This is a genomic window from Anaerococcus sp. C0059F3, assembly GCF_056590475.1.
This window is the reverse complement of the sequence record NZ_JBWPWE010000002.1, coordinates 156,573-168,688: the sequence shown is the minus strand read 5'-3', so window position 1 is coordinate 168,688 and position 12,116 is coordinate 156,573. Positions and strand designations below refer to the sequence as shown.

The window sequence follows — 12,116 nt, the reverse complement described above, 5'->3', positions numbered from 1 at the left end:
CTTTCTAGTCTAATTTAAATCACCACCGTACTTTTTTTCTACATAGGATTTTGTAAATGCTTTTAAATCCAAATCAATTTTCCTAGATTCATTTTCCAAATAAAAATCAAGGTCATTTACAAAGGCCATTTTAATCTTGTATTTGTCGTAAAAATATTTTTTGTTAGATTTTTTATTGCCTGCTATCAAAGAAATATCCTTAGCTTTTGCATGGATAAGGACATCTCCCCTTATATTTTCACTCTTAATAATTTCTTCAAGGTAGAGCCTATAAATATAAGCCTCCACAAGCTGCCTCATAGCGGCATGGAAAGGTCCTGCGACCACATCTCTTCCTTCATTAATGTTTTCTGTTGGCTGAAGACCAATCCTAATTACATTAATATCCTTATATTCAAATATCATTAGGATTTCCGCAGAAATTTCTACCGCCTCCTCAAGGCTTAGAGGCTGGTAGAGACCTGCTTGGTAGAGTTTTTCAAGCTTAGTATCCTTTATAACTAGGGTTGGGTAAATCCTAGCTATATCTGGTTTTATTCTCGCTGATTCAAGAGCAGTTGCAAGAATTTTTTCCCTATCATCTTTATATAAACCCGGCATAATTTGATGGCCCAGAGTAAAGCCATAATCTTTTATGAGTTTACTTGCCATTTTTGAATCAAGGGCAGAGTGGCCCCTCTCATTTGCGCAAAGGACTTCGTCGTCAAAGGACTGGATACCAAGTTCAATCGTATCTACCTCATAGGCCTTTAAAGTATCTAGAATGGAATTATTTATATAATCAGGCCTGGTTGAGAGTCTGATTCTATCAATAATGCCCTTCTTTTTGTAGTCTCCTGCAATTTTCAAATAAGAAACCATAGTTTCATAGGGAAGGCCTGTAAAAGATCCGCCATAAAAAGCAATTTCTTTTCTACTTTCTTTATCTTTAAAATAAGACAAATAATCTTCTACCTGCTTTCTAATAGAGTCATCATCCGCCTTGTCTTTGTAATTTGTAATTTTTACCTGGTTACAAAAAGCACAATCATGTGGGCAACCCAAAAAGGGTATGAAAATAGGAATAATTTGTCTAGTCATTATCGATCAACTCGCAAGCGGCCTTAGCAGCCATCTGTTCTGCTGTTTTTTTATTTTTCCCACAACCTTGGGCTAGGGGTCTGTTTCCAAGCCTTACTTCCATGGTGAAAGTCTTATCGTGCTCTGGTCCTTCTTCCTTGATTAATTCGTAAGAAAGATTCTTCTTGCTGTGGGTATTGTAATATTCCTGAAGCCTAGTTTTGTAATCTAAGAACATTGAATCATCATTTATAATTTCTAAGACTTCTTCCCTATAATTATCCCTAAGAAATTGAAAAAGTCTCTCATATGAAGAATCCAAATATATTGCCGCACACATAGCCTCAAAAGTGTCTGCTTTTACATGTTTTTTAAGCTTGCCGCCTTGTTTTTTCTCTCCCATGCCAAACCTTAAATATTTTGTTAGGTCAAATTTTTCGCTGGCCTTGGCAAAAGAATCTGTGCACACAATCCTAGACCTAGTCCTAGTTAGCCAGCCCTCAGGTTTTTCTTTGAAATTTTTGAAAAGATATTCGCTTACAACCATATCAAGGACAGTATCCCCCAAAAATTCAAGTCTTTCGTTGGATTTAGTCTTAACTCTTGCTTCATTTGTGAAGGATGAATGAGTAAAGGCTACATCTATCAATGCCTTGTCATTGAAGCTGTAGCCTATACTTTTTTCAAATTCTTCGATTTTTTCTAGTCTATCTTTTGACAAAGACATTAGTTTTTACTTTCTATTAAACTTACTATATCTGAAAGAGTTTCGATTTCATCTAGCTCTTCATCAGTAAATTCTATATCGAATTCTTCTTCAATAACCATGATAAAATCAACTAGGTCGATTGAATCGATATCCATATCGGAAATTTTGCTTTCAAAATCTAGGTCTGAAGTATCGATATCAAGATTTTCTTCTGCTAGTTTTACTAATTGTTCTCTAATCATTTAATTCTCCTTGTATTTTGTTTATAACATCCATATTTATATATTCAATGAGTCCTAAAATGGCATTTGAAATCGCTATATCGTTTGAATTGCCGTGGGCTTTATACACATAAGACTTTACCCCTAGTAGTGGGACACCACCAATATTTTGCGAACTGAACTTGCCCATAGATTTTGATAAATCATCCTTGATAGCAAGGGCAGCAAGCTTATTCTTAAAGGACTTATAAAAAATATCCTTCATTTGGGATTTAAAGATTGATATAACTCCCTCTGCGGTCTTAATTGCAACATTTCCTGCAAAACCATCTGCAACAATGACGTTAACCTTGCCTGTAAAAAGGTCTCTGGCTTCTACATTGCCCACAAAATTGACTTTTGAATTAGTCAAAAGCTCATAGGCTTCCTTGGTAAGCTTATCTCCCTTGTGACTTTCTACCCCAACATTTAAGAGTCCAACCTTTGGGTTTTCAATATGGATAACATTTTCCAAAAATACCTTACCCATGATTGCAAATTCTTCAAGGTAGGCTGGCTTACAATCCATATTTGCTCCCGAATCCATTAACAAGGTTGGTTCTCCTATGCTTGGAAGGGGTGCAGCGAGCGTTGGTCTATCTATGCCATCAATTCTTTTTGAAATAAAGATTCCTCCAGCCAAGATGCCTCCAGTAGATCCTGCCGATAAAAGTCCATCGTAGCCTTCTTCCTTTAGTTTATTATAGGCTAAAACCAGGGAAGCATCTTTCTTTCTCCTGATGGCTCTTACAGGGTCTTCATCATTTGAAATATATTCGTCAGTGTGGATTATTTCGTAATCTTTGATTTTCCCATCGATTAGCTTTTCTATTTCTTTTTCATTTCCTACAAATACAGGTATAAAATCTTTTTGTTTTAAGGCTAGGATTGCCCCATCAACAAGGACTTTACTTCCCTCATCTGCGCCAAATGTATCAATTAATATTTTCATAAAATTCCCCTTCTAATTTAATATATTATACTATAAGAAGTTAAATTTCCATAAAAAAAGAGTCTGTTGCTTGGCAACAAACTCCTTTAATAACTATTGTTCATCAATTACTGCTACGCCTTTGTATTCCCCACAGGATGGGCAAACTCTGTGTGGTAATTTCATTTCGTGGCAATTTGGACACTCAACATAGTTTGATCTGTTCAAAGTATAAGCTGAGGCTCTTCTTTTATTTTTTCTAGTTTTTGATGTTCTTCTTTTTGGTACTGCCATCTTTGACACCTCCTCTTATCAGTTTTAGCAATCTTTAATATTATATAAGCAATTTTCTTTATTGTCAAGCTTCTACGAGAGATTTTGTATCACGAGCGATCATTAATTCTTCGTTTGTAGCTATAACCATGATTTTAACCTTAGAATCATCAGTTGAAACTACATGACAACCACCACGAACATTGTTCTTTTCTGGGTCAATTTTGATTCCAAATTGTTCAAAACCTTTCATGATGTCTTCTCTCATTGGAATAGAGTTTTCTCCGATACCGCCTGTAAATACTATAGCATCGCATGAGCCAATTTCTGCCATGTATCCAGCAATATATCTCTTAACTCTTGTTACAAACATATCAAGGGCTGCTTGAGCTCTTTCGTTGCCTTCTTTTGCTGCACTTTCAAGGTCTCTAAAGTCGCTTGATACGCCAGAAACTCCTAGTACACCAGATTCTTTATTTAGTACATTTTCCATTTGATCTGGAGATAAATTATCTTTTTTCATTATATAGGTTACAGCTGAAGGATCCATGTCACCAGATCTTGTACCCATTACAAGGCCTTCAAGTGGTGTAAGCCCCATTGATGTATCATAAGATTTTCCATTTTTAACTGCACAAATAGATGAACCATTTCCTAGGTGGGCAGAAATTATATTTAAATCTTTTACATCCTTACCAAGGGCTTCTGCTGTTTTATTAGTAATAAAGTTGTGGCTTGTTCCGTGGAAGCCGTATTTTCTAATAGCGTCTTCTTCGTAGTATTTATAATCTATACCATATAGATAAGTTCTTTTTGGCATAGTTTGATGGAAGGCTGTATCAAATACTGCTACGTTTTTAACATTTGGTAATAGTTTTTCGCACGCTTCTAGACCCATAAGGTTGGCTGGATTGTGTAGTGGAGCAAATTTTTGATATTCTACTATAGCTTCCCTTACTTCTTTGTCTATAAGAGCTGATTTTGTTATCTTTTCTCCGCCGTGGACAACTCTGTGACCTACAGCATCAATCTCGTTAAGATCTGATATAACACCATTGTCTTTGTCAACTAGGGCATCAAAAACATGTGAAACCGCTTCTGTATGGTCTTTCATATTTTCTTCTATTATATATTTATCATCACCCTTTTCTTGGATAAGTTTTGAGCCTTCAATGCCGATTCTTTCAACAAGACCCTTTACCATTACTTCTTCATTATCCATATCAAACAATTGATATTTAAGTGATGATGAACCACAGTTAATTACTAATACTTTCATTTTTCCTCCAATTTATTTTCTAAATTTCTATAATCATTATACCGTAAATGTTTTTTTGGCAATCTCAATAAACATTCTTGTATTCGATTTGGATTTTCTTATTTTCATCTTCTTTATATTTTAAAATTGCCTGGCCAATCGACCCTTTATACTTCGCTGTTATAGCTATAACCTTAGTATCCTTGCCTTCATTGTTTTTAGCATCTGATTGCCCCTTATTAATTTTAATCTCTGACTTATGGCCAAATTTTTTTAAAATGTCATAATTGTTTATGGATGGATCTATGTTTTTTTCGGCTACTAAGATATTTAAGAAGGATTCTGCCTCATACATGGCAATTTTTTTGTTATAAAGAGCCTGGCTGGAATCAAAATTTGTTTCATTTTCCTTGTAAATAAAGGTAATTGTAAGGCCAAAAACTAGGAGAATTAACAAAACATATATACTTATAAAGGCCTTTTTCATAATTTTTTGTCTCCTACATAGATTGCCGTCTCAAAATTATATCTACCATTCTTACTTGTAAGATTAATTTTAATAATTTTTGTCATTTCATCATATTGTAGATTAATTGGTCCGCACTCACTTATTTTATTATTTGTTCCATTTGAATCTTTGCTTTCATCAGAACTGTGAACATATAAAAATCCATCTTTGGAATAAAAATTATAACACATTTTTCTATAACCATTGTTATTATTAGACCTATATATGAAAGCATTAAAATTAGAATCTTTATTAGCAGCAACTTCGATTTTATGGCTCATTCTCAAAGTATTATCCATAAAAGCCATAGCTGTGTAAGCTTGCTTGTATTCTTTTTCATCCTCGTATGACCTATTTAATGTATTGATATTAAGTGAAAACAAATTTGATAAAACAAGGACCAAAAAAGAAATTATAGCAAGACTTATGATAAGCTCTATTAAACTAAATCCCTTTTTCATTATAGGCCTCAATCAATTCAAAAGTCTTTTCTCCATAACTCGCCCTAATCTTTTTATAAGTTCCCTTAAGGGATGGATTGTTATATTTTTCTATACTTATATTTATATTTTTCCCATTTATTTCTTCTATATAATTACCAATTTTTTTATTCCTACTTGTTTCTATTGCCTCTTGCAAAACAAAAGAAGTATCAGCTGTATCTTTGGTTTTCCTAGAAAGGTCAAGATTTGTCCCTAGTGAAGGTAGTAAAAATAGACTTATAAAACTTAAAAGTAGGATAGCAAGAAGCACTTCTATTAAAGAAAAGGCCTTACTTGTTTTTTTCACTTAGGTAACCTCCTACAGCTTGGATTGTAAAATTCCATTTGATCTTAGGATCTTTTTTTGAAACAAAATCTAAATTATAAGCCTCCTCAATTTTATCTGAAGAAACATAAGCATCTTCATTAAATCTAATATTTTCTGTATTCAAGGATTTTATGTATTTCAAATCTCTAGTTTTTTCCTTATAACCACTTAATATGTATCCAGAATCAGTAAATTTTATAAAGTTTTTAGTCCCAGATGAGAGTGATAGATCTCTCAAGTAAGAATAGTCATCAACAAAAGTCTGTATTTCGTTTTTTGCACCAATTTTATCAATTATTGAAAACTTTAAGGTTAAAACTCCAAAGCTAATGCTAATTATTGCCAAGACCACAATTAATTCTATTAGAGTAAATCCACGTCTTTTCATAGGTAGTCCTTAAAAAATAAAACAAGTAAAAATCCGATTGAAATGGCTGGACAAAGAGCTATAGCCCCCTTTAAGGATCTTTGTATTAAAGCTTTTATAATCGCAAATACAGCTCCAACCCAAATTGAAAATAGAATAAAACATGGGATTAGCGGATTTTCTAAAAAACAAAATAGGCCCAAATAGAAAAATAAGTCCCCATCACCTAGTCCGCCCTTGGAAACCCATCTAATGAGCAAAAATCCTAGGCTGAAAATAATACTATAGGCTAAAAATTTTAGGTCAACAGATAAGAATATCAACCTATAAATGAAAGCCAAAATCAAAAGCACTTTTAGGTCCCTATCGTATATTTCCATGTATTTGTAATCTGTAAATGAAATTAAAAGACAAAGACTTAGGCCGAGTCCGATAAAAATCCCCTCAAAAAAACCATAATAAAAAAAGGCAAAAACAAAGCCAAGGCCTCCTAGAATTTCTAATAAGACCTCGTCTATAGAAATTTTTTCCCCACAGCACCTAGTACTTCCCCTTAATAAAATAAAGGAAAAAACTGGCACTAAGTCTCTTTTTAAAATCCTTTTGCCGCAATGGTCGCAAAAAGAAGGAGGAGAAAGGATTGAAATCCCTTCTTCTCGCCTATAAACCAAGGCTCCTATAAAAGATCCAATAGAAGCCCCTAGCATGAATATTAAAAAATATATTAAAATAACGGCTAATTTATTTTCCATTTATATTATTCTATCAAGTTCCACTATTAGTTTGAGGTTTTTTCTCTATTAATCCATCAAACTCATTTTCTCCTGGACTTACTGTAATTACTTTATTTTCATATTTAACTTCATAGATTTTATCATTATCGCTAAGTCCATTTGGAACATCTGGCCATTTTTCGATATAGAGCTCATAGGTTTTATCGTCTCCTGCCTTCCCTTTCCAAGTAAAAGCTTTATCCTCATCCAGAATCTTCATCCTAGCCGCAGACTTTAACATCTCCACATTTGCCTTGTGGGCTGTTACTGCAGCCTGTATTCTAGATTTATTATATTTAGGAATAGCAATAGCCGCCAAAATTCCCAAGATAGCTATTACTATTATTAATTCAATTAAGGTAAATCCTTGTCTTTTCTTTTTCATATTACACCCCACTTAATCCATTTATAGAATCGAACATCGGTATAGAAACCGAAAACACAACAAAAGCTACGAGTAGACCCATTATTATGATCAAAACTGGTTCAGCAAGGCTGGTTAGCCTTTTGATCTTAAATATGTATTCATTGGCAAAATATTCATTAGCTTTTTTCATAGTGACATCAAGACTTGAGGTCTCTTCCCCAATTTCAACCATAGAAATTAACAAAGGTGAGAATACTCCCGTATCCTTAAAAGCCTCACTTAGGCTCACTCCCTTATTCACAGCACTTTTAATTCCAAGTAGGCTTTCCCTTACATAAGCATTTTTAAAAGAATCCGCCAATATATCAAAGGAATAAATAGTTTCTATGTCCCCTCTTTTTAGGATATAATAAATTGATGTCAATTGGTATTCGACTCTTAACCTATTGATTTCCCAAAATGGTCCCTTGGTAAAAATAAATTTATCAATCATTACCCTTCTTTTATAATTTGTCCTTAATAGCAAATATACCAAGACAAATAAAGTGATAAAAAGGAAAATCACTAGGTGGTATTCAGCAAAAAAGTTCGATATGGCTAGCATTATCCTTGTAGGAAGGGGCAAGACCATGTCAGAACTTTTAAAAATTTCAATAAAACTTGGCATAACAAATTTAATGATTGCAATAATTACTAGGATGCTTACTATTAGTACCAAGATTGGATAGGTCATGGCTTGCTTAACTGTGGATTTATTTTTACTTTCTTCAAAAATAAAATCTGACAAATCCTTTAAAATTTTTCCCAAAGAACCTGTATTTATCCCAGTTCTAATAAAGGCAAGGACTAGGGGTGAAAAATAATCTTTTGCTTGATAAAAAGCCTCATAGGTCTCAAGTCCCCTATCAAGGCCATCTTTTATTAGCTTTACTGCTCTACCAACCCTCTTATCTGGTCTCTGCCTTAGGATAATATTTAAACTATCATATAAACTTATGCCTGAATTTAAAAGCAAGGATAGCTCGCTTAGAAACAAGGACATAGTCCTAGAATCTATCTTCTTAGGTCCTATGTCCTTATTTAAAATACTTACTATCCTGTTAAGATTTTCCCTATTCAATTAAACATTCATTAATTCTTTGTTCTTTTTCTCAGCTAATTCTTCGATAGTTTTAATGAATTTATCGGTGATTTTTTGGATTTCATCTTCAAGTGTGTATCTATCGTCTTCTGTAACATCACCTGATTTTTCAGATTTTTTAACCTCATCCATAGAATCACGTCTTACATTTCTTACTACTATTTTTGCATCTTCTGCATAGGTATTTACTTCTTTGGTGTATTCTTTTCTTCTTTCTTCTGTTAGGGCAGGGAAAGGAAGTCTTATGATTTCACCGTCGTTACCTGGAGTGATACCTATATTTGACTTAAGAATTGCTTTTTCAATTGGTCCAATATTATTTTTATCCCATGGCTTGATTACAAGTAGTCTTGCTTCTGGGATTGATATTGTAGCAGCTTGGTTGATTGGTGTTTCTGTTCCATAATAAGAGAAGGTTATACCATCAAGGATTGCTTCTGTTGCTCTGCCAGCCTTGATTGTAGATATTCTTCTTTCAAAAGAATCTACAGCTTTTTTCATTCCATCATTTGCGTCTTTTTTTATTTGTTCGTATAGCATTTTAAAAACTCTCCTTTACTCTTGTTCCAAGATTCTCATCTTCAAATACTCTTACCATATTTGCCGGATCATCAATTCCAAAAACAATTAATGGCATGTTGTTATCCATACAAAGTGAGGTTGCTGTTGTATCCATTATCTTTAATTCTCTTTGAAGAATTTCCTTATAGGTTAGCTTGTCAAATTTTTTGGCATCTGGGTAAACATTTGGGTCCTTATCATAGATACCATCTGTGCCTGTCTTGCCTAGCAAAATTACATCAGCGCCAATTTCTAGAGCCCTAAGACTTGCTGTAGTATCAGTTGAAAAATATGGAAGTCCTGTTCCTGCTGAAAATATTACAACTCTGCCCTTTTCAAGGTGCCTTACAGCCCTGCGTCTAATATATGGCTCTGCTACTTCCTTCATAGAAATGGCTGTCATTAGCCTTGTATCAAGGCCAATTTCTTCAAGAGTTCCTTGGACCCTAAGACCATTCATAACTGTTCCTAGCATACCGATATTATCAGAACTTGCCCTATCTATGGTAGTACCTGATCTTCCTCTCCAGAAGTTTCCCCCACCAACAACTATGGCAACTTCAATCCCTTTTTCAGTAAGGATTTTGATATTTTCGCAAATTTTGCTAATCATCTCATCGTCAAATCCAAATCCAGTCTTGCCGGAAAGGGCTTCGCCGCTTAATTTTAATATAATTCTTTTTGTATCCTGCAAAATATTCCTCCTACTTATTATTAATTATAACCTATAAATGATAACATTTGCAAGTCTTTATATTTTTATCTTTTTTGAGTCCAAAAGTTAAAATGACCCATTCATCCAATTGCCTCTAAGATAGATAATATGGGCAATAATGCTAATCATTACATTAGAAATAGACATAGCAAGCCAAATTCCCGTAGCGGCAAGGTCTGTAAAGTATTTAAAGAAAAACAGGAGAGGAATCCTTATTACCCAAAGCCTTAATACATCAATAAACATTGAGTATTTTGCATTGCCTGATCCTTGGAAAAGTCCCTGGTAAATGAAAAACATATTTAACATGACAAGGGTAATTAAGGTATAGGCCATATAGGTGTCAGCCTCCTTCATTAGGGTTGAATCAAGTGGTGCGTCTATGAAAAATTGGAGGATTTGGAACCTGTAGATATAACTAATTATAGCGATTATAATTGACATAATAACTACTATAATAGATGCTTTCTTGAAAGTTTCCTTGACTCTTTTTATATTTCCAGATCCTATATTTTGTCCAATAATACTTGTAATCGCTGATCCTATCCCACTTGGAGGAATATTTAGTAGGCCTGAAATCCTATTAACCATACCATAGGCCGCAACTGTGTCTGTCCCGTAAGATTGAATAAAGGAGTTTAGGATAATAAAACCTGCAGCTGTTCCCATTTGTCCAATGACTGCTGGTGTAGCTATGGTATAAATTTTCTTAACAACTTGCTTTTCCCATTTGATATAAAATAGGGATTCATAATTTAGTTTGATTAGGTCCTTATTTGTCCTAAGGTGTATAAAACCAAATAGACACATCAAGGTCTGGGTCAAAACTGTTGCTATAGCTGCTCCCTTTACACCAAGTCCTAGGCCTGTAAATCCAAAAATAGGGATAGTATCAAAGATAAAAAATGGATTTAAAACCATATTTAAAATTACACAAGTTGTACTGATTATAGTTGGAATTGAGTTTTTACCTTGAGCTTGGAAAATTGCCGCATAAATAAAATACAAAAATATAAAGGGGATCCCAAAATAAGAATATTTCAAATATTCCACAGAAAATATATGTAAATCTCCAGTCGCTCCCATCATGGTCACAATAGCTTCTGCTGTAAAATATCCCACAACCATAAAAATTAATGAAAAATAAAGTGAGATATTTATAATTGTGTCATTGTATTTTTGGGCAAGCTTTACATTATCCATGCCTATTAGCTGGGAAATTAAGGAAATCGCCGCTATTGATAGGCCTATACCTATGGAATTAAACAAAAAAATAACAGGCCAAGTAAAGGAAGTTGCTGCAAATTCTGCAGTTCCAAGCTTACCAAGCCAGAAGGCATCAGCTAATGAATATAATTGCTGGATAAAGTTATTTAATATAATTGGAATGGAAATTACAGCAATTGCCCTGTAAATATTTCCATTTAAAATCAATTCTCTTCGGTCTTTTTTCATATCTGCTCCTTGCAAAATCTTATGAATATTCTACCATAATTGGGATTAAAAATATAGATAGTTATGATTACTATTTGATTTTGCTCTCTATTTTCTCAAAATAAAAACTAGCAAGTTTTTTTAATATCTTGCTAGTTTATTTTTATTAAATTATTTTATAATTGTGCATTAATGGACCAGAGCCTTTGCCTAAGTCTAAACCCGCTCTTAAAGCTCCTGTTAGGTAGTCTTTTGCCTTTTCTATTGCCTGGTCAATGTCATAACCCTTGGCAAGATTTGCCCCTATAGCACTAGAAAGAGTACAACCTGTGCCGTGGGTGTTTGGATTATCGATTCTTTCAGACCTAAACCACTTAAATTCGCCATCCCTATACAAGAGGTCATTGGCATCGTTAACCCTATGCCCTCCCTTAAGGAGAACTGCACAGTCGTATTTTTTGCCAATCTTTTCTGCTGCCTTAATCATCTCATCCTCATTTGTAATTTCCATACCCGCTAGGATTTCCCCTTCAGGAATATTTGGTGTAATCACATCTGCAAGAGGGATTAATCTGTTAATCAAACTATCCATAGCCTCTTCTTTTAGGAGTTTAGCTCCAGATGTGGCAACCATTACTGGGTCTAGGACAATATTTTTTGCCTGATATTTTTCAAGAGAAGCAGCTATTGCTTCTACGATTTCTGGCGAAGATACCATGCCGATTTTAATTGCATCTGGGTAAATATCATTAAAAACTGCATCCATTTGCTCTGTGATGAATTCTGGGCTTACATCAAGGATGCCAGTCACTCCTTGGGTATTTTGTGCAGTAAGAGCTGTGATAACACTCATAGCGTAAACCCCATTGACGGTCATAGTCTTAAGGTCGGCCTGGATACCTGCACCGCCTGATGAGTCAGAACCTGCAATTGTCAAACAAGTTTTCATA

Annotated in this window: 17 protein-coding genes; all 17 read right to left on the bottom strand. The window is 34.1% G+C overall.

Going from position 1 to position 12,116, the window contains the following annotated elements:
- Positions 1 to 9: 9 nt before the first annotated feature.
- Positions 10 to 1,080: an elongator complex protein 3 gene (locus tag AC1EJ5_RS02180; RefSeq protein WP_479814280.1), complete on the bottom strand. Its 1,071-nt coding sequence runs from the start codon at positions 1,078 to 1,080 to the stop codon at positions 10 to 12.
- Positions 1,073 to 1,786, bottom strand: a complete 714-nt coding sequence (gene rnc, locus AC1EJ5_RS02175) for a ribonuclease III (protein ID WP_479814278.1) — start codon at positions 1,784 to 1,786, stop codon at positions 1,073 to 1,075. The genes AC1EJ5_RS02180 and rnc overlap by 8 nt, the downstream gene beginning before the upstream one ends.
- On the bottom strand, positions 1,786 to 2,010 hold the full coding sequence (locus AC1EJ5_RS02170) for an acyl carrier protein (protein WP_311482561.1): 225 nt from the start codon (positions 2,008 to 2,010) through the stop codon (positions 1,786 to 1,788). The genes rnc and AC1EJ5_RS02170 overlap by 1 nt, the downstream gene beginning before the upstream one ends.
- On the bottom strand, positions 2,003 to 2,980 hold the full coding sequence (plsX, locus tag AC1EJ5_RS02165) for a phosphate acyltransferase PlsX (RefSeq protein WP_479814276.1): 978 nt from the start codon (positions 2,978 to 2,980) through the stop codon (positions 2,003 to 2,005). Before plsX ends, AC1EJ5_RS02170 begins: the two co-directional genes overlap by 8 nt.
- 93 nt (positions 2,981 to 3,073) lie before the next feature.
- Positions 3,074 to 3,253, bottom strand: a complete 180-nt coding sequence (rpmF, locus tag AC1EJ5_RS02160) for a 50S ribosomal protein L32 (RefSeq protein WP_004830014.1) — start codon at positions 3,251 to 3,253, stop codon at positions 3,074 to 3,076.
- Between the two features lie 64 nt (positions 3,254 to 3,317).
- Positions 3,318 to 4,511: an acetate/propionate family kinase gene (locus AC1EJ5_RS02155; RefSeq protein ID WP_479814274.1), complete on the bottom strand. Its 1,194-nt coding sequence runs from the start codon at positions 4,509 to 4,511 to the stop codon at positions 3,318 to 3,320.
- 64 nt (positions 4,512 to 4,575) lie between these two features.
- Positions 4,576 to 4,977 (bottom strand): hypothetical protein, encoded by a 402-nt coding sequence (locus tag AC1EJ5_RS02150; protein ID WP_311486984.1) that lies wholly within the window; start codon positions 4,975 to 4,977, stop codon positions 4,576 to 4,578.
- Positions 4,974 to 5,459 carry a type II secretion system protein gene (locus tag AC1EJ5_RS02145; RefSeq protein WP_311486983.1) on the bottom strand — a complete coding sequence of 162 codons (486 nt, stop codon included), beginning with the start codon at positions 5,457 to 5,459 and terminating at the stop codon, positions 4,974 to 4,976. Before AC1EJ5_RS02145 ends, AC1EJ5_RS02150 begins: the two co-directional genes overlap by 4 nt.
- A complete protein-coding gene (locus tag AC1EJ5_RS02140) occupies positions 5,443 to 5,787 on the bottom strand; it encodes a prepilin-type N-terminal cleavage/methylation domain-containing protein (protein WP_311486982.1) in 345 nt (114 codons plus the stop codon). The genes AC1EJ5_RS02145 and AC1EJ5_RS02140 overlap by 17 nt, the downstream gene beginning before the upstream one ends.
- Positions 5,771 to 6,196 (bottom strand): pilus assembly FimT family protein, encoded by a 426-nt coding sequence (locus AC1EJ5_RS02135; protein WP_479814271.1) that lies wholly within the window; start codon positions 6,194 to 6,196, stop codon positions 5,771 to 5,773. Before AC1EJ5_RS02135 ends, AC1EJ5_RS02140 begins: the two co-directional genes overlap by 17 nt.
- Positions 6,193 to 6,927, bottom strand: coding sequence for a prepilin peptidase (locus AC1EJ5_RS02130; RefSeq protein WP_479814269.1), 735 nt, complete (start codon positions 6,925 to 6,927; stop codon positions 6,193 to 6,195). The genes AC1EJ5_RS02135 and AC1EJ5_RS02130 overlap by 4 nt, the downstream gene beginning before the upstream one ends.
- A gap of 13 nt (positions 6,928 to 6,940) precedes the next feature.
- On the bottom strand, positions 6,941 to 7,333 hold the full coding sequence (locus tag AC1EJ5_RS02125; RefSeq protein ID WP_479814267.1) for a pilin: 393 nt from the start codon (positions 7,331 to 7,333) through the stop codon (positions 6,941 to 6,943).
- A 1-nt stretch (position 7,334) separates the two neighbouring features.
- Positions 7,335 to 8,435: a type II secretion system F family protein gene (locus AC1EJ5_RS02120; protein ID WP_479814265.1), complete on the bottom strand. Its 1,101-nt coding sequence runs from the start codon at positions 8,433 to 8,435 to the stop codon at positions 7,335 to 7,337.
- Entirely contained in the window at positions 8,436 to 8,996 is a 561-nt protein-coding gene (gene frr, locus AC1EJ5_RS02115; RefSeq protein ID WP_223420611.1) for a ribosome recycling factor, read from the bottom strand. It abuts the gene before it with no gap.
- A gap of 1 nt (position 8,997) precedes the next feature.
- Complete coding sequence (gene pyrH / locus AC1EJ5_RS02110) at positions 8,998 to 9,711, bottom strand: UMP kinase (RefSeq protein ID WP_223420612.1); 714 nt, start codon at positions 9,709 to 9,711, stop codon at positions 8,998 to 9,000.
- An 87-nt stretch (positions 9,712 to 9,798) separates the two neighbouring features.
- Entirely contained in the window at positions 9,799 to 11,187 is a 1,389-nt protein-coding gene (locus tag AC1EJ5_RS02105) for an MATE family efflux transporter (protein ID WP_311486976.1), read from the bottom strand.
- A 145-nt stretch (positions 11,188 to 11,332) separates the two neighbouring features.
- Positions 11,333 to 12,115, bottom strand: coding sequence for a bifunctional hydroxymethylpyrimidine kinase/phosphomethylpyrimidine kinase (gene thiD, locus AC1EJ5_RS02100; protein WP_479814263.1), 783 nt, complete (start codon positions 12,113 to 12,115; stop codon positions 11,333 to 11,335).
- Between the last annotated feature and the right edge of the window lies 1 nt (position 12,116).

Bases quoted from the DNA above. Each gene is read 5' to 3' on its own strand.
- AC1EJ5_RS02180 (WP_479814280.1), bottom strand. From the start codon at position 1,080: ATGACTAGACAAATTATTCCTATTTTCATACCCTTTTTGGGTTGCCCA.
- rnc (WP_479814278.1), bottom strand. From the start codon at position 1,786: ATGTCTTTGTCAAAAGATAGACTAGAAAAAATCGAAGAATTTGAAAAA.
- AC1EJ5_RS02170 (WP_311482561.1), bottom strand. From the start codon at position 2,010: ATGATTAGAGAACAATTAGTAAAACTAGCAGAAGAAAATCTTGATATC.
- plsX (WP_479814276.1), bottom strand. From the start codon at position 2,980: ATGAAAATATTAATTGATACATTTGGCGCAGATGAGGGAAGTAAAGTC.
- rpmF (WP_004830014.1), bottom strand. From the start codon at position 3,253: ATGGCAGTACCAAAAAGAAGAACATCAAAAACTAGAAAAAATAAAAGA.
- AC1EJ5_RS02155 (WP_479814274.1), bottom strand. From the start codon at position 4,511: ATGAAAGTATTAGTAATTAACTGTGGTTCATCATCACTTAAATATCAA.
- AC1EJ5_RS02150 (WP_311486984.1), bottom strand. From the start codon at position 4,977: ATGAAAAAGGCCTTTATAAGTATATATGTTTTGTTAATTCTCCTAGTT.
- AC1EJ5_RS02145 (WP_311486983.1), bottom strand. From the start codon at position 5,459: ATGAAAAAGGGATTTAGTTTAATAGAGCTTATCATAAGTCTTGCTATA.
- AC1EJ5_RS02135 (WP_479814271.1), bottom strand. From the start codon at position 6,196: ATGAAAAGACGTGGATTTACTCTAATAGAATTAATTGTGGTCTTGGCA.
- AC1EJ5_RS02130 (WP_479814269.1), bottom strand. From the start codon at position 6,927: ATGGAAAATAAATTAGCCGTTATTTTAATATATTTTTTAATATTCATG.
- AC1EJ5_RS02125 (WP_479814267.1), bottom strand. From the start codon at position 7,333: ATGAAAAAGAAAAGACAAGGATTTACCTTAATTGAATTAATAATAGTA.
- frr (WP_223420611.1), bottom strand. From the start codon at position 8,996: ATGCTATACGAACAAATAAAAAAAGACGCAAATGATGGAATGAAAAAA.
- AC1EJ5_RS02105 (WP_311486976.1), bottom strand. From the start codon at position 11,187: ATGAAAAAAGACCGAAGAGAATTGATTTTAAATGGAAATATTTACAGG.
- thiD (WP_479814263.1), bottom strand. From the start codon at position 12,115: ATGAAAACTTGTTTGACAATTGCAGGTTCTGACTCATCAGGCGGTGCA.